This window comes from Filifactor alocis ATCC 35896, from assembly GCF_000163895.2.
In the GTDB taxonomy this organism is placed as follows: domain Bacteria; phylum Bacillota; class Clostridia; order Peptostreptococcales; family Filifactoraceae; genus Filifactor; species Filifactor alocis.
This window is the reverse complement of the sequence record NC_016630.1, coordinates 1,165,839-1,182,788: the sequence shown is the minus strand read 5'-3', so window position 1 is coordinate 1,182,788 and position 16,950 is coordinate 1,165,839. Positions and strand designations below refer to the sequence as shown.

Genomic DNA, 16,950 nt, shown 5'->3' with positions numbered 1-16,950 from the left:
AGGTGGGAAGTGACGATTGGCAAAACTAACTCCGATGATGGAACAGTATTTTTTGATAAAAGAACAACATCCTGATGCGATATTATTTTTCCGCCTGGGTGACTTTTATGAAATGTTTTTTGAAGATGCAAAAGAGGCATCGAAAATATTAGAGATTGCCTTGACGGGACGCTCCTGCGGATTGGAAGAAAAAGCGCCGATGTGTGGAATCCCTTTCCATAGTTGTGATTCTTATATTCAAAAATTGATTCAAGCAGGAAAAAAGGTTGCAATTTGCGAGCAGATGGAAGATCCCAAAGAGACAAAAGGGTTGGTCAAAAGGGAAGTTACGAAGATTATTACACCGGGGACATTTATTGATGAGAGTGTGATTCAATCATTTCGAAACAATTATATTTTGTCTGTTTATCTTTCTAATGATCACAAAGAGTTTGCTCTCGCTTATGTGGATGTTTCAACAGGAGATTTGAATGTTTCCAAAGTATCCTATTTTGATTTTGCGGATATATTCTACAAAATTTCTCCTTCCGAGCTGATAGGAAACAGTGTGTTTATCAATTTTTTGAACGGAAAAGAGAAACTGGCAAGACAGATAAGATTATTTGTACAAAATCATCATGTGTGTGTGAACGCTTCGGAGTTGATTTCAAAAGAAGTGGAAATAGAGTTTTTTTCTGAAGAATATTTAAGAACACAACACCTTTTAGAACAACAAAATACGGATGTTCGTTTGTCAATTCGTATTTTGTTGTCCTATATTCAATACACACAAAAGACGGTTGCAAATAACTTGAATTCCATTCATTGGATTTATCAGGATAAATATTTGCATTTAGATTATTCTTCTATTTCTAATTTGGAGCTTATGGAGAGTTTTCTTCAAAAAAATAAAAAATATTCTTTGTTCGGTGTTTTGGATAAAACGAAAACTTCAATGGGTGCAAGAATGCTTCGAAAATGGATTGAACATCCTCTTCGAGATAAAAAGGAAATTGAACAGAGGTTAGATATTGTTGAAGAATGTATCTCTGATTACAGTTTGAGAGAGGATTTGAGGGAGTATCTGGACTCTGTATATGATATGGAGAGAATTTGTGCAAAAATCAGCTATGATACTGTTACAGTAAGAGATTTGTTGAATTTGAAAGAATCGTTGTATGATTTGCCGAACTTGAGAGAAAAAATCGAGCTATCGGACAAAAAATTGTTGATTCAAATATTTGAACAGATGGACACGTTAGAGGATATTTATCATTTGCTTGATGATTCTATTTCAGATAGACCTATCGGAACAATTAAGGATGGCGAAGTGATTCGGGAAGGATATTCCAAAGAGTTGGACGAGATGAGAAGTATTGAAAAAAATGCTGCTTCGATTTTATCTCAAATGGAATTACAGGAGAGAGCTTCGACCGGATTCAAGACTTTGAAAATCGGATACAATAAAGTGTTCGGTTACTATATTGAAATTACTCACGCGGCACTAAAATCAGGCGAACTTCCTGAAAGCTATGTGAGAAAGCAAACTCTTGCCAACTGTGAGAGGTATATCAATCAGGAATTGAAAGAATTGGAAATAAAGATTTTGACATCCAGACAGAGGGCATTAGATTTACAAAACGAGTTGTATGCTGAAGTGAAGACACAAGTGAAACATGCCGTTTTTAGAATCCAGACAACTGCAGATAAAATAGGTTCGTTGGATGCATTGCTTTCTCTTGCGGAAACAAGTTATCAAAATGATTATGTGAAACCGTCCATCAATAAGGAAAAGCGTCTTGAGATTGCAGATGGTAGACATCCGGTTGTGGAACGTTTGGTGGAAGAACAAATTTTTGTGCCGAATGATACGAATTTATTGAAAGACAAAAATTTTATGATTATTACAGGTCCGAATATGGGTGGAAAATCTACTTATATGAGGCAAGTTGCACTGATTTGTATTATGGCTCATATCGGTTGTTATATTCCGGCAAAGTCTGGAGATATTCCTTTGTTGGATGCGATTTATACCCGTGTGGGAGCAGCAGATGATTTATCACAAGGACAGAGTACATTTATGGTAGAAATGAACGAAGTATCTCATATTTTGGAACATGCGACAGAACACAGCCTAGTCATTTTGGATGAAGTCGGTCGAGGAACAAGTACCTATGACGGAATGAGTATCGCATGGGCGATTGTTGCTTTTATTTGTCGCAAGATTCAATGTATGACTCTGTTTTCTACCCACTATCATGAAATAACAGATATTGCTGAACGGTTCGACAATGTTGTCAATTATTGTGTAGCGGTAGAGGAAAAGAAAGAAGAAGTGTTGTTTTTAAGAAAGTTGGTACAAGGGAAAGCGGATAAAAGTTATGGAATTCATGTTGCGAAGTTGGCACACTTGCCCAAAGAAGTGTTGTCGCTTGCAGAACATAAGTTGAATCAGCTACAAAGTCAAAAACAGGAATGGAGTAGAGAAATAGGGGAAGATGTTTTCGTAGAGGAATCGAAAGAATCCGATATTAAGAACTTAAAACATCGAGAGATTATCAATGAATTGGAAGGTATCAATACAGATACATTGACTCCGTTAGAGGCACTGTTGGTGATTCATAAAATCAAAGAAAAACTTCTAAAGTAACGCTGTTTCTAAAGTGATGCTGTTATAGAGAGGAGGATTTTTTGGGACAAGAAATTTTTATTTTAGATGAGTTCACAATCGGTAAAATCGCAGCGGGAGAGGTTGTGGAAAGACCGTCTTCCGTTATCAAAGAGTTGGTGGAGAACTCAATTGATGCAAATGCAAAAAATATTGTGATAGAAATTAAAGATGGTGGAAAACAGTACATCAGAGTATCCGATGATGGTGTCGGAATCCCTCATGCAGAATTGAGTAAAGTATTTTTGAGACATTCTACAAGCAAGATTCAAAAAATTGAAGATTTGGAGAACTTACAGACTTGTGGGTTTCGTGGAGAGGCATTATCTTCAATATGTGCAGTATCGAAAACAACTTTGATGACAAAAACATCTGATGAAGAATGGGGAAGTCGTGTTTTTGTAGAGGGCGGAAAATATATTTCGACAGAAAAAATAGGACTTTCTCAAGGAACTACATTGGTGATAGAGGATTTGTTCTTTAATGTTCCGGCAAGAAAGAAATTTATGAAATCTTCTCCAGCAGAAGCTATGGCAATCAACCAGATTGTGTGTCGTTTGGCAATGGGAAATCCTTCCATACGATTTAAATTGATTAGCAATAACAAGGTTATCGTATCTACTGTAGGAGACGGAACATTGGAAAATGCAATTCGTTCTATCTATGGCAAAAATGCAATTGAGCAGATGTTTTACGCAAAGAGAAATTTTGAACAAGAAGTGACCTTATATGGCTATTTGTCAAAGACCAGCATGTATCAAACAAATCGAAGAATGCAAAATTTCTTTTTTAACAGACGGTATGTCGAAGATATCTCTGTTGCAAGAGCGATGGAAGATGCGTACAAGGGAACCATTCCAATCGGTAAATTTCCATCTTGTGTGCTGTTCATTGATTTGAATCCGGCACAGATAGATTTTAATGTCCATCCGAATAAATTGAATGTGAAATATGACTCCGAATTGAGGTTGGAAGACAAGGTGTACGCTTTTGTTCGCGATGCTTTATTCCAAAAAAGCAATCATTTGATTCCGAAGGGAAGTTTTGTTCGTGAAGAAAAAACAGTAGAGCCTCCGGTGAAAGTTCAAGTTCCGATTTCTGTCACAGAAGAAAAAGAGTCGGGAGAATCACAAGAAGTTGCAGTATTTTCCTTTGAAAAGAAAGATGCAACAATTCCTTTTGAAAAAATATTATTTCCAAATGAATCTGATACAAAAGAATTTGAGTCAAAAGTGTTCGATAAAAAAATATCTTATGAAAAAGTATCAGATGTGAGAAAAAAACTTTCTGTAGAAGAAAATAGGATGATGGCTAATGAAGTGCAGGAATCAGAGAACGGTTATCGTGAAGTTGAATGTTATAGAGAGAAAAACAGAGCGAAAGAATCCACCGTAGCGGAGAGGGGAAAAGAAATATCAGAACCGGTTGTTCAGAATTTTTTACAAACACAAGAAAAAGAAGAAGACATTCTAAATTATGAACAATTGCATTATGTAGGTAGAGTTTTTTCTACGTATCTCATTATGACAAAAGAGGAACGAATGTATTTAATTGATCAACATGCGGCGCATGAGAGAGTATTGTTTGAACGATATATGGTCTTGTTGCATAAAGATGAGCTTTCCTCTCAACAATTGCTGAATCCGATTTTACTTGAGCTATCTTATGAAGATGCAACTTTGGTAGAAATGTATCGTGATGAAATCCAAAAATTAGGATTTGATTTTGATTTTTTGGGAGAAAAAGTGATTGTGATTCGCGGAGTACCTGTTTTCTTTCAGGAAACACAGGGCGAACAATTTATGTACGAAATTATTGAACTGTTGCAAGAAAATAAAAATCTCGAAAACTATGAGGAATTTATTGATAAAGTAGCCACAAAGGCTTGCAGAGCAGCAATTAAAGCAAATGATCGCATTATGGATACAGAAGTAGAAGCGTTGTTAAAGGATTTGAATCAGTGTGACAATAAGTATACCTGTCCTCATGGACGACCGGTATTTATCGAAGTGAAAAAATACGACTTGGAAAAGATGTTTAAGCGAGTGAATGCTTAAGCGATGTAAGTTTAAGAAAAATGAGTGTGATAAACTTGAACAAGGTAATTATGATTTCGGGACCAACAGGAGTCGGAAAAACGAAAACATCAATTCAATTAGCAAAGAAGATAGATGGAGAGATTATATCTGCAGACTCTATGCAAATTTATCAAGAAATGAATATCGGAACAGCAAAGATTCGTGAGGAAGAAACGGAAGGAATCAAACATCACTTGATTGATGTGATTTCACCGGATGAAAACTTTACAGTTTCTGATTTTCAGCAAAGAGCATTAGCTCTAATTGATGATATTACAAACAGAAAAAAAGTTCCGATTATTGTAGGTGGAACAGGATTATATGTGAATTCACTTTTATACGATATGGATTTTCAAAGTAATACAGTCGATAGAGAATTGAGAGCGGAGCTCTTAAACTTATTGGAACGAGAAGGAAAAGATGCACTCTTTCATCAATTGGAAGAAATAGATTCCAAAAAAGCTGAAACAATTGATAGGCACAACAGTAAAAGAGTGATTCGTGCAATTGAAATTGCAACTTATGCTAAAAAAAATAAAGATTTTGCCAACGATATTTTGCCGAGAAAAGACATGCAATTTTTATTATTTACTCTATATGCAGACAGAAAGCTGCTGTATGAGCGAATCAATAACAGGGTAATGGAAATGATAGAGGATGGATTGGTTCAAGAAGTTGAAAGCTTGGTTAAAAAATATCATCTTACAGAAGAAAACCAATCTATGAAAGGAATCGGCTATCGTCAAGTCATTGCCTTTCTTGAAAAAAAGATAAGCAATTTGGAAATGATAGAAGAAATAAAAAAAGATTCCCGACGATATGCAAAAAGGCAGTTGACTTGGTTTAGAAGATATCCGTTTGCCAAATGGATAGACATGGATCAAGAGTTTTCGGTAGCCTTTGAGGATATCCTGAAACAGACAAACGAATTTTTGGAGGGATAATATCTGTATCGGATAAGATACAGGAAGAAGATAATATAGAAGATTTTCAGTTTATGAAACATCACATTTGTGATGGAAGCAATCATCATTGATTCAACGAGTCGAGTTCTTTTATGTTAGATTTTTGATACTTGACATCATTCACTTTGAAGAAAAGAATAGAGATAATATCTGTTTCATAAAAATCAAGTAAGACAAGGTACTTTTTAATCAATGGTTTTGATGAATGAAAAAGGAGGAGTTTTGTATGTTTGACAAAATGACAGTAGAAGAAATCAGTCAAAGATTGGAACAAGTGATTCAAAAATCAGATGCTATGAAAAAAGAAGGAGAAGTAGCCACCTACCTACCTTGTCTTTCTCAAATTGATCCGGATGGATTTGCGACATCTATTGCGACTACTTCCGGAAAGGTTGTAGAGAGCGGAGATTGTGATATTAAATTTTCTATTCAAAGTATTTCTAAAGTAATTGATTTTATGATAGCGTTAGAGGATGTCGGTGCAGAAACTGTTTTTTCTAAAATCAATACAGAATGTACGAGATATCCTTATAATTCTGTAAGAGCAATCGATGATAGAGTGGCAAATCCGTTTATCAACGCAGGAGCTTTGACTGTCTGTTCTTTACTGAAAGGAATAACGGTTGATGAAAGATTTCAGAGAGTTGCTGATAAAATAAAACAACTGAGTGGAGCGGACGAGATACGAACACAGAAAGAATTTCATTTTGTGACAGATATCAATCGTTCATTGGTATACTATTTAAGGGGAGTAGGCTTAATCGATTCGAATGTAAATGTAGAAGAAGTGTTGGATTTATATGTTCGAATTTGTTTTATTGAGTTAAACGCGACAGAAATGGCACATATGGCGGGAGTATTGGCAAATGGAGGAAGAAGTTTAGATAACAGGAAACAAATCATAGATGAAGAAATTGTAAAAATGGGAGTTTCCTTGATGGCGACTTGCGGGATGTATGAGAGCAGTGGTAAATTTTTGATGCAAACAGGATTTCCTGCAAAAAGTGGCGTGAGTGGCGGCATTATGGCAGTTGTTCCGGGAAAATGCGGAATTTGCACCTATTCACCTCGATTGGATGAAGAAGGAAATAGCTTGCGAGGAAATATTATTTTGTCAGATTTATCCAAAGAATTTAAATTGCACATGTTTGCATAAATAGTATGTCATAGAATAGGAAGTTTTTCGTACGAATATCGGAGAGCTTCCTATTTTTTGAATGATATTGCAGTAACCTTTTGATGATGTTATGTCTTATACTATTAACTATTAGAACTGACAGGTTGAATGCTTTGAACTATGTGATTCTCCAAATTATTTTTCAGCAATTGTACATTCTGCATACCAGGCATTTTAAACGGAGAATAGTATTATGTACATAAATGGATAAAAAGATATAAATTGATACAATAAAAGACGATATACTATACAATCTTTTGAATGATGATATATTATAATGATATTTTGAAGATATATACTATACTTTATTTAAGAATTTATGTAAAAAGAGAGTAATAATTTGTTTGAATTTTGAAGTAAGTATTGCATTTTTTGTGAAATTTCAATATTATAGTATTGTATATACTTAGATTTTTAAAAATATAAAAACTGATTCAAAAAAGTTAAATTTTTAGGAGGGTAATTCAATGAAAGTTGGAATCAACGGATTTGGAAGAATTGGTAAAAATGTTCTACGAGCTTATTTTGAAAATGGCGGAAAAGATACTTACGGTTATGAGATTGTAGCAGTAAACAATCGTAAGGAAGCGAAGACACTTGCACATTTATTCAAATACGATTCTCTGTTCGGAACTTATGAAGGAGAAGTAAAGGCTGTTGGTGATGATAAATTAGTAATTGATGGACATGAAATCTTATTATTTGAAGAAAGAGATCCTGCGTCTGCACCTTGGAGAGAATTGGGTGTTGATATTGTGATTGAATCTACAGGAAAATTTAACAAACGAGAAGATGCAGAAAAACATATTGCTGCCGGAGCAAAAAAAGTAATTTTGACGGCACCCGGAAAGAATGTAGATGCTACTTTCGTAGTGGGTGTAAACTGTAATTCTTACGATCCTAAAACACATCATATTATTTCCAATGCATCTTGTACAACAAACTGTTTGGCACCTTTTGCAAAAGTAATTGACGAACAATTCGGAATTGAAAAAGGATTGATGACAACAGTTCATGCATATACAAATGACCAAAATATTTTGGATAAGAGACATAAAGATTTAAGAAGAGCAAGAGCGGGAGCGTTATCTATCATTCCAACCACAACAGGAGCTGCAAAAGCGGTAGCTTTGGTACTTCCACAGTTAGAAGGTAAATTGAACGGATTTGCAATGAGAGTGCCTACTCCAACTGTTTCTGTTGTAGACTTAACAGTAGAATTAAAGAAAGAAACAACAGTAGAAGAAATCAACAAAGCATTTGAAACAGCTGCGAACAATGAAATGAAAGGTATTTTAGGATATTGTGAAGAGCCGTTGGTTTCTATTGATTTCAAAAAAGATAAGAGATCTTCTATCGTAGATGCGCTATCTACAATGATGATTGACAAACACATGGCGAAAATTGTGGCTTGGTATGATAATGAATGGGGCTATTCTAACAGAGTGTTAGACTTGACAAGAATAGTGAATGAAAGAAAATAGTAAAAAAGTGGCAAAATTCATATAGATGACAGAAAGATAAATGGTTGCCGAACTATTTCTTTATGAGAAAAAGAATGCTCACATAGAAGAGCCTATGCAACGATTTTGTATAGGCTCTAACTATGTGTTTAAGGAGGAATAACATTGTCAATGTTAAATAAAAAAAGAGTTTATGATTTGGAAGTAGCTGATAAAAAAGTTCTTGTCAGATGTGATTTTAACGTTCCGATGAAAGATGGAGCAATTACAGATGACAGAAGAATTATATCTGCATTAGAAACAATTACGTACTTAACAGAACATGATGCAAAAGTTATTTTGATGTCACATTTGGGAAGACCGGATAAGAAATATGATCCGACATTCTCTATGAAACCGATTGCAAAAAGATTGTCAGAGCTTTTGAAGAAAGAGGTGCCGTTGGCAGAAGATGAAAATGTAGTTGGAGAACATGCAAAAGAATTGGTTTCCAATATGAAAAAGGGAGACGTCATCCTCCTTGAAAATGTTCGTTTTGTCAAAGGAGAGACAAAAAATGATCTTGAATTTGCAAAAGCGTTGGCATCTTTGGCTGATTTATATGTGAATGATGCATTTGGAACAGCTCACAGAGCCCATTCTTCTACTGCGGGAGTAGCACAATTTTTGCCATCTGCAATGGGATTTTTGATTGAAAAAGAAGTATCCGTTATGGGAAAAGCATTGGCAAATCCTGATAGACCTTTTGTAGCAATTTTGGGAGGTTCAAAAGTTTCTGATAAAATTTCCGTTATTGAAAATCTTTTGGATAAAGTAGATACTTTGGTTATCGGAGGAGCAATGGCATTTACTTTTGCGAAAGCAATCGGAACAAAAGTTGGAATATCGAAAGTGGAAGAAGACAAGGTAGAAGTTGCTGCATCACTTTTAGAAAGAGCGAAGGAAAAACGGGTGCGTTTGATATTACCTTTAGATTACCATGTGACTACAGAGTTTAGTGATGCGACAGAATCTTTTATTACAGATGATGCTAATATTCCTGATGGATATATGGGACTTGATATAGGAGATAAGACCATTCAGGAATTCGAAGCAGTATTAAAAAATGCAAAGACTGTTGTTTGGAACGGACCGATGGGAGTATTTGAAATGGATAAATATGCAGTCGGAACAAAGGCAGTTGCAGAAATACTATCTCATCTTGATGCTGTAACGATTGTAGGTGGAGGAGATTCTGCCGCAGCTGTTGAAAAGTTGGGTTATGCAGATAGTATTACACATATTTCCACAGGTGGCGGAGCATCGTTAGAATTTTTGGAAGGTAAAGTATTACCGGGAATTGATGCTATTAGTGATCGCTAAGGAGAACATATTATGAGAAAAGTGATTATTGCAGGAAACTGGAAGATGAATAAGACGGTTTCCGAATCGGTAGAATTTATAGAAGAACTAAAAAAAGAAGAGTTGGATAAAGAAGTAGAGTGTGTGGTTTGTGCACCGTTCATTTCGTTGGAAAGATTGAGTATTGCTTCTAAGAACACTGCAATTAAATTAGGCGCTCAAAATGTGTCACAGTATGATAACGGTGCTTATACCGGTGAAATCTCAACATCTATGTTGAAAGACTTGAATATGGAGTATGTTATCCTTGGACACTCTGAAAGAAGACAGTATTTTTTAGAGACGAATGAAGTTATCAATCAAAAGGTACAAAAGGTATTATCTTCTAAGATGACTCCGATTTTATGTGTCGGAGAAACATTGGAAGAGAGAGAATCTAGAAAGATGAATGATGTGATTGCAACACAGATAAAAGAAGGATTAGCCAATCTTTCTTTCGAACAAGCAAAAGGTGTTGTCGTAGCTTATGAACCGATATGGGCTATCGGAACAGGAAAAACCGCTACGAGCGATCAAGCAAACGAAATGGCAATGTTTATTCGAAAACAACTGAGAAAATTGTTCCAAGATGTGGCAGAGGATATTTCTATTTTATATGGAGGTTCTGTCAAACCGAACAATATCAAAGAGATTATGGTACAATCAGATATCGATGGTGCTTTGGTAGGTGGAGCTGCATTAAAGGTAGATTCTTTTGCAGAGTTGGTAAACTATCATAAGTAAAACATAATGAGATATTAAGTATTTCGTATGGACTTAGTTTCTATATTACTATCATTAGGGAGGAAAATAACGATGTTTATAACAGAAGTATATGCAAGAGAAATTTTGGATTCCAGAGGAAATCCAACTGTAGAAGTAGAGGTTTGTTTGGAAAGTGGAGTAATCGGAAGGGCAGCTGTTCCTTCAGGAGCATCCACAGGAGTGTATGAGGCGGTAGAACTTCGTGACGGAGATAAGAGCCGTTATCTTGGAAAAGGTGTTTTGAAGGCTGTTGAAAATGTCAATGAAGTGATTGCTCCTAAGTTGGAAGGATGGAGTGTTTTTGATCAAGTCGGTATTGATGAGTTTATGATTGCGTTGGATGGAACGGAAAATAAAGGAACGTTAGGTGCTAATGCTATTCTGGGAGTTTCTATGGCTGTTGCAAGAGCTGCTGCCGAAGAACTTGGACTTCCTCTCTACCAATATTTAGGCGGAGTGAATGCAAAAACATTACCGGTTCCTATGATGAATATCCTAAACGGTGGACAACATGCGGATAACAATGTAGATATTCAAGAATTCATGGTAATGCCGGTTGGAGCGGATTCTTGGAAAGAAGCATTGAGAATGGGAGCAGAAATATTCCATGCTTTGAAATCGGTGTTAAAATCAAAAGGATTAAACACCTCGGTAGGGGATGAGGGTGGATTTGCACCGAATTTATCTTCTAACGAAGAGGCGCTTTCTTCTATTGTAGAAGCGATTGAAAAAGCGGGATATCAACCGGGAACAGAGGTAAAAATTGCAATGGATGCCGCAGCATCATCTTTCTATGATGCAGAGAAAAAGAAATATGTGCTTGCAGGCGAAGGAAAAGAATATTCTTCTGAAGAAATGGTTGCTTTTTATGAAAAATTAGTAGAAAAATATCCAATTATCTCTATTGAAGACGGATTAGATGAAAATGACTGGGATGGATTTAAATTAATGACAGAGCACTTGGGTTCTAAGATTCAAATTGTGGGCGATGACCTTTTTGTTACAAATACCAAAAAATTAGCAGAAGGAATCGAAAAAGGAATTGCGAATGCTATTTTGATTAAATTAAATCAAATCGGAACCATTACAGAAACATTAGATGCAATTGAAATGGCAAAGAGAGCCGGCTACACTGCAGTAGTGTCTCATCGTTCCGGAGAAACGGAAGATACTACTATTGCAGATTTGGTTGTGGCAACAAATGCCGGACAAATCAAGACAGGAGCACCTTCCAGAACAGATCGTGTTGCAAAATACAATCAATTGATTCGAATTGAAGAAGAACTAGAAGGAATTTCTCAATATTTGGGCATGAATGCATTCTATAACATTAAACAAAAGTAGGATTCATTTGTTTTGAATGATAGTTCGAGCAAGGACCATGATGGCTAAAGTCTTTGCTCGAACTACTATTTATGTATAGATGAAAAAATGAAATAAAACAAATCTATTTCATAATTACTATCTATGAAAATAGATTGTTTTGGCTTGTAATTCAAATATACCTATGTTAAAATAGGTAGGTATATTTTATAAGATATGGAGGTGTACGTAGCGTGAAGAATTCATTGATGCTTCTCGAAATCGTTGTAAGTATTACACTAATAGTTACTGTCTTATTGCAGTCAAGTAATAATACAGGGTTAGGCTTTATGAGTGGAGCAACAGAGCAATTATCCGGGAATAAAGTTCGTGGAAAAGAAACGGTGTTAAGAAAAATAACGGTGGCATTGGCAGTAGTATTTATTATACTTGCAATCGTACTACTGGCACTTCAAAAGTAAAAAGGGAGGAATAATAATGGAAAATTTGATTTTGTATCCTATTATAGGATTGATTGCACTTCTATTTGCAGCATTCCTATCAAGCAAAATCAATAAAGTATCTGCCGGAGATGATCGTATGAAAGAAATTTCTTCTTACATTCACGAAGGCGCGATGGCTTTCTTAAAAAGAGAGTACAAGACTCTTGCAATTTTTATTGCGGTATTATTTGTTATTTTAGCAGTAGGTATTAATGTTCAAACTGCTGTGTGCTTTCTTGTAGGATCTATTTTTTCTACACTTGCAGGATTCTTCGGAATGCAAGTTGCAACAAGAGCGAACGTAAGAACAGCAAATGCTGCAAGGGAAAAAGGTATGAACGGTGCACTTTCAGTTGCTTTCTCCGGTGGAGCGGTAATGGGAATGTGCGTAGTTGGTTTGGGAATATTAGGAGTAAGTGCTCTTTATATCATTCTAACATCAATGAATATTGATCCTGAAGAAGTAGTAAACATCATTACAGGGTTTGGACTTGGAGCTTCTTCTTTAGCATTATTCGGACGTGTTGGTGGAGGAATCTACACAAAAGCTGCCGATGTTGGTGCAGACTTAGTTGGTAAAGTTGAAGCGGGAATTCCTGAAGATGACCCTCGTAATCCTGCTGTTATCGCAGATAACGTTGGAGATAATGTTGGGGACGTAGCAGGTATGGGAGCTGACTTATTTGAATCTTATGTAGGATCTATCATTGCAGCGATTACATTAGGATTGATTGCAACTGATTATGGTGTGATGGGAGTAGTTTTCCCACTTGCAGTATCAGGAGTAGGGATTTTAGCTTCTATCATCGGAACATTCTTTGTTCGTGGGGGAGAAGATACAGATCCTCAAAAAGCTTTGAATATGGGTACTTATGTAGCCGGTGGAATTACAGTTGTTGCATCTTTCTTTTTATCAAAAGCAATGCTTGGAGACTTGAGAGGTGTCGGAGCAGTAGTTGTAGGTTTAGTAGTTGGAACATTAATTGGACAAGTTACTGAAATTTACACTTCAGACTCTCATAAATATGTTAAGAAAATTGCTGAGCAATCTGAAACAGGTTCTGCTACAACAATTATTTCCGGTCTTTCTGTAGGTATGGCATCTACGTTAGCACCAATTATTTTGATTTCTGTTGCAATTTTGGTAGCATTCATGGTAGGTGGAGTATACGGTATTTCATTGGCATCTATCGGTATGTTGGCAACTGCTGGTATGACAATCGCTGTAGATGCGTATGGTCCAATTGCGGATAATGCAGGTGGAATTGCAGAAATGTGTGAATTACCTGAAGGTGTAAGAAATATCACTGATAAGTTAGATTCTGTCGGTAATACAACAGCAGCTATCGGAAAAGGATTTGCAATCGGTTCTGCAGCATTGGCTGCACTTTCATTGTTTGTATCTTATACAGCAGCAGTTGGAATTGATTCTATCTCTATCTTAAAACCTGAAGTAATTGTAGGAATGTTTATTGGTGGAATGTTGCCATTTTTATTCTCTGCGATTACAATGGAAGCAGTAGGAAATGCTGCATTCGATATGATTGAAGAAGTTCGTAGACAATTTAAAGAAAAACCCGGTATTATGCAAGGAACAGAAAAACCTGACTATGCAAAATGTGTTGATATTTCTACAACAGCATCATTGAAACAAATGATTGTTCCAGGTCTGTTGGCTGTATTATCTCCTTTAGTAGTTGGATTATTGTTAGGAACAGAAGCATTAGGTGGATTGTTAGGTGGTTCTCTTGTTTCAGGAGTGTTGATGGCTGTAATGATGTCAAATGCCGGTGGAGCATGGGATAATGCAAAAAAATATATTGAAGGTGGAGCACATGGTGGAAAAGGATCAGATGCTCATAAAGCAGCTGTAGTAGGAGATACCGTAGGAGATCCTTTCAAAGATACTTCAGGACCGTCTATTAATATCTTGATTAAACTGATGACAATTGTATCTCTTGTATTTGCACCATTCTTCTTGCAATTTGGCGGAATTTTGTTGCAATACATGGGTTATTAGAATTAGTTGATACTAGAATTTTTATAAAATCATAAAGTTAAAAGTAAAATACCTCCAAAGAGGGAAAGCTGATACATTAAAATCAGATGAACCTCCGGGAGGTATTTTTTAATGTCTTGAATTTATAATCTGAGTGCAACAAAAAAAGATTCATAGCTTTCTGATAAAATAGGGCCTATAGGACAAAAAAAGCAAAGATTTTTGATTCAAAATCTTTGCTATACATACTGTTGAACTATTATCTTTTTAATCGCTTGTTGATATCTGCATGTCTTTCATTTGATTGACGTGTAAATTCTTTTAATAAATCTTCTAAATGACCGTTCCCTTTGTTAGGAGAAAACAAATCAATGGATGGAGAAGGTTCTTCTGTTTTATGGAACTCTTGTCTTTTGGTAGCTTCTTTCTTTTCAAAAGGAATCGCTTGTTTTATGGAAAGAGAAATCTTTTTTCCGTCTTCTTCGATAGACAATATTTTTACTTTTACTTCGTCTCCTACAGAAATAACTTCATTGATATCCTTAACAAAGTTATGTGATACCTGTGAAATATGCACCAATCCTCTTGTAGTTGCATCTAATTGAACAAATGCTCCGAAAGGTTTGATTTGAGAAATTTTTCCTTCTACAATGTTGCCGACACTAAATTGATTTGCCATATATACACTCCCTATTTTATGATTATTATAATGATTATATCACAAAAATTCTTAAAGTAGAAAACTTTTGGTATAAAAATCAAATAATTGTTGTGAGTGAAAAATTTTTTGGGAAGTTTATTCTTCAATGATATGAATTTTGAACAGAATTTATGATATAATATTGTTGTTCAGTGAATGTAAGGTACAGAGCAAAGGTTATTAGTCGGTAACTCAGTGAGCATGTGAGAAAAGGCATAATAGCCGAATGCATAGAATTGAGAGTACAATAAAGAAAAATGATTTAGAAGATAACAATATAAAATAAAAAGAAAGATTGAGATTAACAATGAAAATAGAAGATGTGATAAAAGAAAAGTGGGTTTTAGCATCCAATTCTCCCAGAAGAAAAGATTTATTGTCCAAACATGGTGTGTCTTATGAGATTATCACGGAAGAGATAGAAGAAAAGAAGGATTGCTTTCTTTCTCCTGTTTCTATGTGCATGAGTTTAGCATTTCAGAAAGGGGTGGCGGTTGCAGAAAAGCATCCTTTTCGAAAAGTTATTTCTGCGGACACCATTGTTGTTTGTAACGGAGAATTGTTTGGAAAACCGAAGAATGAATCGGATGCTTTTGAAATGTTGAAAAAATTGAGCGGAAACACACAGCATATATTGACAGGGTTTTCTTTATTGTGTTGGAACTATGGAATCAAGTTTGTAGATTATGATATCAGTGAAATTAAATTTAAGAAATTAAGGGTTAATTGTAAAATGAAAATGAACTAAAAAAATTCCATAGAAAATCACGTTTGGTATAATTGAATCACCACAAAACAAAAAAACCAAAGGTGATGACTATGGAATATAATAATACTACAGCAAATTCAAGAAAAAATAAACATTTAAACGATTTCGAAAGAGGACAAATTCAACTTCTGCATAATAAAGGATATTCAGCATACAAAATAGCAAAAGAACTTCGTAGAGCATCCAACACCATAAGAAATGAGTTAAAAAGAGGTACAGTAACTCAAATAAAAGGAATACATGATGTACAAGTATATTATCCGGATACAGGTAAGTTAGTATATGAGAAGAATCGAAAAAATTGCAAAAAGAAATTTAAAGCCTTGAAATGTAGCAAATATTTAGACTTTGTAAAGCAAAAGTTTAATGAAGAAAAATGGTCGTTAGATGCAATTTGTGGATATGCAAAGTTAAATAAGCTATATGAAGGTCAAAGAGTCTGCACCAAGACATTATACAATTATGTAGATATAGGTCTAATAGGAATAAAATCTATTGATTTGCCCTTAAGAGTGAAAAGAAAACCGGCTAAAAAACGAGTAAAAGAAAACAAAAGAAAACTTGGAAAAAGTATAGAAGAAAGACCGCAAGAAATAGAAACAAGAAAAACATTTGGAAATTGGGAAATAGATACAGTAATACCAAAGAAAAACAAAGAAGAAGCATCATTAATAACCATAACAGAAAGAAAAAGTCGAATGGAACTAATCTTAAAATTAAACAGAAGAAAAGCATCCATAGTAAATGAAACATTAAAGAACACATTGAACAGATTGAAGGAACCACAAAAAATATTTAGAAGCATAACAAGTGATAACGGCTTAGAGTTTGCGAAATTATGTGAACTTGAAAAAACATATATAGGAAACATCTATTACTGTCATCCCAATAATCCCCAGGAAAGAGGAACAAATGAAAAGCACAATAGCCTAATCAGAAGATTTCTACCGAAAGGAAAATCATTAAATGATTATGAAGAAGAACACTATATAAAGATAATGAATTGGATGAACAATTTGCCAAGAAAAATCCTAAATTACCGCACTCCTATAGAAGTTTTTATAGAAGAACTAAATAACTTAGGACTTTTAGATGATAATGAGGAATTAGTTCAATTTGATATTGCAATTTAAGCTTTAGAAAAGTTGGAAAAGAAATAAAAAAATAATGTAAAAAAATCAGAAACTATGGTATACTTATTT

13 protein-coding genes are annotated in these 16,950 nt (G+C 35.0%); 12 read left to right on the top strand and 1 reads right to left on the bottom strand.

Annotated features, from left to right (window positions below; genetic code table 11):
- Positions 1-16 precede the first annotated feature (16 nt).
- The 10 genes from mutS to HMPREF0389_RS05130 all read left to right on the top strand — a co-directional run bounded on the left by mutS (position 17) and on the right by HMPREF0389_RS05130 (position 14,300).
- The gene (mutS, locus tag HMPREF0389_RS05175; RefSeq protein ID WP_014262612.1) at positions 17-2,629 is read left to right on the top strand and encodes a DNA mismatch repair protein MutS; all 2,613 of its coding nucleotides are present in this window, start codon (positions 17-19) and stop codon (positions 2,627-2,629) included.
- A gap of 41 nt (positions 2,630-2,670) precedes the next feature.
- Positions 2,671-4,704 carry a DNA mismatch repair endonuclease MutL gene (gene mutL, locus HMPREF0389_RS05170; protein WP_014262611.1) on the top strand — a complete coding sequence of 678 codons (2,034 nt, stop codon included), beginning with the start codon at positions 2,671-2,673 and terminating at the stop codon, positions 4,702-4,704.
- Between the two features lie 26 nt (positions 4,705-4,730).
- Positions 4,731-5,669 (top strand): tRNA (adenosine(37)-N6)-dimethylallyltransferase MiaA, encoded by a 939-nt coding sequence (gene miaA / locus HMPREF0389_RS05165; RefSeq protein ID WP_242821705.1) that lies wholly within the window; start codon positions 4,731-4,733, stop codon positions 5,667-5,669.
- A 247-nt stretch (positions 5,670-5,916) separates the two neighbouring features.
- A complete protein-coding gene (glsA, locus tag HMPREF0389_RS05160; RefSeq protein ID WP_014262609.1) occupies positions 5,917-6,846 on the top strand; it encodes a glutaminase A in 930 nt (309 codons plus the stop codon).
- Between the two features lie 488 nt (positions 6,847-7,334).
- Positions 7,335-8,351 (top strand): type I glyceraldehyde-3-phosphate dehydrogenase, encoded by a 1,017-nt coding sequence (gene gap / locus HMPREF0389_RS05155; RefSeq protein ID WP_014262608.1) that lies wholly within the window; start codon positions 7,335-7,337, stop codon positions 8,349-8,351.
- A 150-nt stretch (positions 8,352-8,501) separates the two neighbouring features.
- Positions 8,502-9,692, top strand: a complete 1,191-nt coding sequence (locus HMPREF0389_RS05150; protein WP_014262607.1) for a phosphoglycerate kinase — start codon at positions 8,502-8,504, stop codon at positions 9,690-9,692.
- Between the two features lie 12 nt (positions 9,693-9,704).
- Positions 9,705-10,454 (top strand): triose-phosphate isomerase, encoded by a 750-nt coding sequence (gene tpiA / locus HMPREF0389_RS05145; protein ID WP_014262606.1) that lies wholly within the window; start codon positions 9,705-9,707, stop codon positions 10,452-10,454.
- 72 nt (positions 10,455-10,526) lie between these two features.
- Complete coding sequence (gene eno / locus HMPREF0389_RS05140) at positions 10,527-11,819, top strand: phosphopyruvate hydratase (RefSeq protein WP_014262605.1); 1,293 nt, start codon at positions 10,527-10,529, stop codon at positions 11,817-11,819.
- Positions 11,820-12,031: 212 nt separating this feature from the next.
- Entirely contained in the window at positions 12,032-12,259 is a 228-nt protein-coding gene (secG, locus tag HMPREF0389_RS05135) for a preprotein translocase subunit SecG (RefSeq protein WP_014262604.1), read from the top strand.
- Positions 12,260-12,275: 16 nt separating this feature from the next.
- The gene (locus tag HMPREF0389_RS05130) at positions 12,276-14,300 is read left to right on the top strand and encodes a sodium-translocating pyrophosphatase (RefSeq protein WP_014262603.1); all 2,025 of its coding nucleotides are present in this window, start codon (positions 12,276-12,278) and stop codon (positions 14,298-14,300) included.
- Positions 14,301-14,538: 238 nt separating this feature from the next.
- Here HMPREF0389_RS05130 and HMPREF0389_RS05125 read toward each other — a convergent pair whose 3' ends face one another.
- On the bottom strand, positions 14,539-14,958 hold the full coding sequence (locus HMPREF0389_RS05125; RefSeq protein WP_014262602.1) for a S1 RNA-binding domain-containing protein: 420 nt from the start codon (positions 14,956-14,958) through the stop codon (positions 14,539-14,541).
- Positions 14,959-15,286: 328 nt separating this feature from the next.
- Between HMPREF0389_RS05125 and HMPREF0389_RS05120 the strand changes: the two genes are divergently transcribed.
- Together HMPREF0389_RS05120 and HMPREF0389_RS05115 are read left to right on the top strand one after the other, a co-directional pair.
- Positions 15,287-15,727, top strand: coding sequence for a Maf family protein (locus HMPREF0389_RS05120; protein ID WP_014262601.1), 441 nt, complete (start codon positions 15,287-15,289; stop codon positions 15,725-15,727).
- Between the two features lie 71 nt (positions 15,728-15,798).
- On the top strand, positions 15,799-16,881 hold the full coding sequence (locus HMPREF0389_RS05115) for an IS30 family transposase (RefSeq protein ID WP_049770186.1): 1,083 nt from the start codon (positions 15,799-15,801) through the stop codon (positions 16,879-16,881).
- The last annotated feature ends 69 nt before the right edge of the window (positions 16,882-16,950 follow it).

Bases quoted from the DNA above. Each gene is read 5' to 3' on its own strand.
- HMPREF0389_RS05130 (WP_014262603.1), top strand. From the start codon at position 12,276: ATGGAAAATTTGATTTTGTATCCTATTATAGGATTGATTGCACTTCTA.
- HMPREF0389_RS05115 (WP_049770186.1), top strand. From the start codon at position 15,799: ATGGAATATAATAATACTACAGCAAATTCAAGAAAAAATAAACATTTA.
- HMPREF0389_RS05150 (WP_014262607.1), top strand. From the start codon at position 8,502: ATGTTAAATAAAAAAAGAGTTTATGATTTGGAAGTAGCTGATAAAAAA.
- gap (WP_014262608.1), top strand. From the start codon at position 7,335: ATGAAAGTTGGAATCAACGGATTTGGAAGAATTGGTAAAAATGTTCTA.
- eno (WP_014262605.1), top strand. From the start codon at position 10,527: ATGTTTATAACAGAAGTATATGCAAGAGAAATTTTGGATTCCAGAGGA.
- tpiA (WP_014262606.1), top strand. From the start codon at position 9,705: ATGAGAAAAGTGATTATTGCAGGAAACTGGAAGATGAATAAGACGGTT.
- glsA (WP_014262609.1), top strand. From the start codon at position 5,917: ATGTTTGACAAAATGACAGTAGAAGAAATCAGTCAAAGATTGGAACAA.
- HMPREF0389_RS05120 (WP_014262601.1), top strand. From the start codon at position 15,287: ATGAAAATAGAAGATGTGATAAAAGAAAAGTGGGTTTTAGCATCCAAT.
- HMPREF0389_RS05125 (WP_014262602.1), bottom strand. From the start codon at position 14,958: ATGGCAAATCAATTTAGTGTCGGCAACATTGTAGAAGGAAAAATTTCT.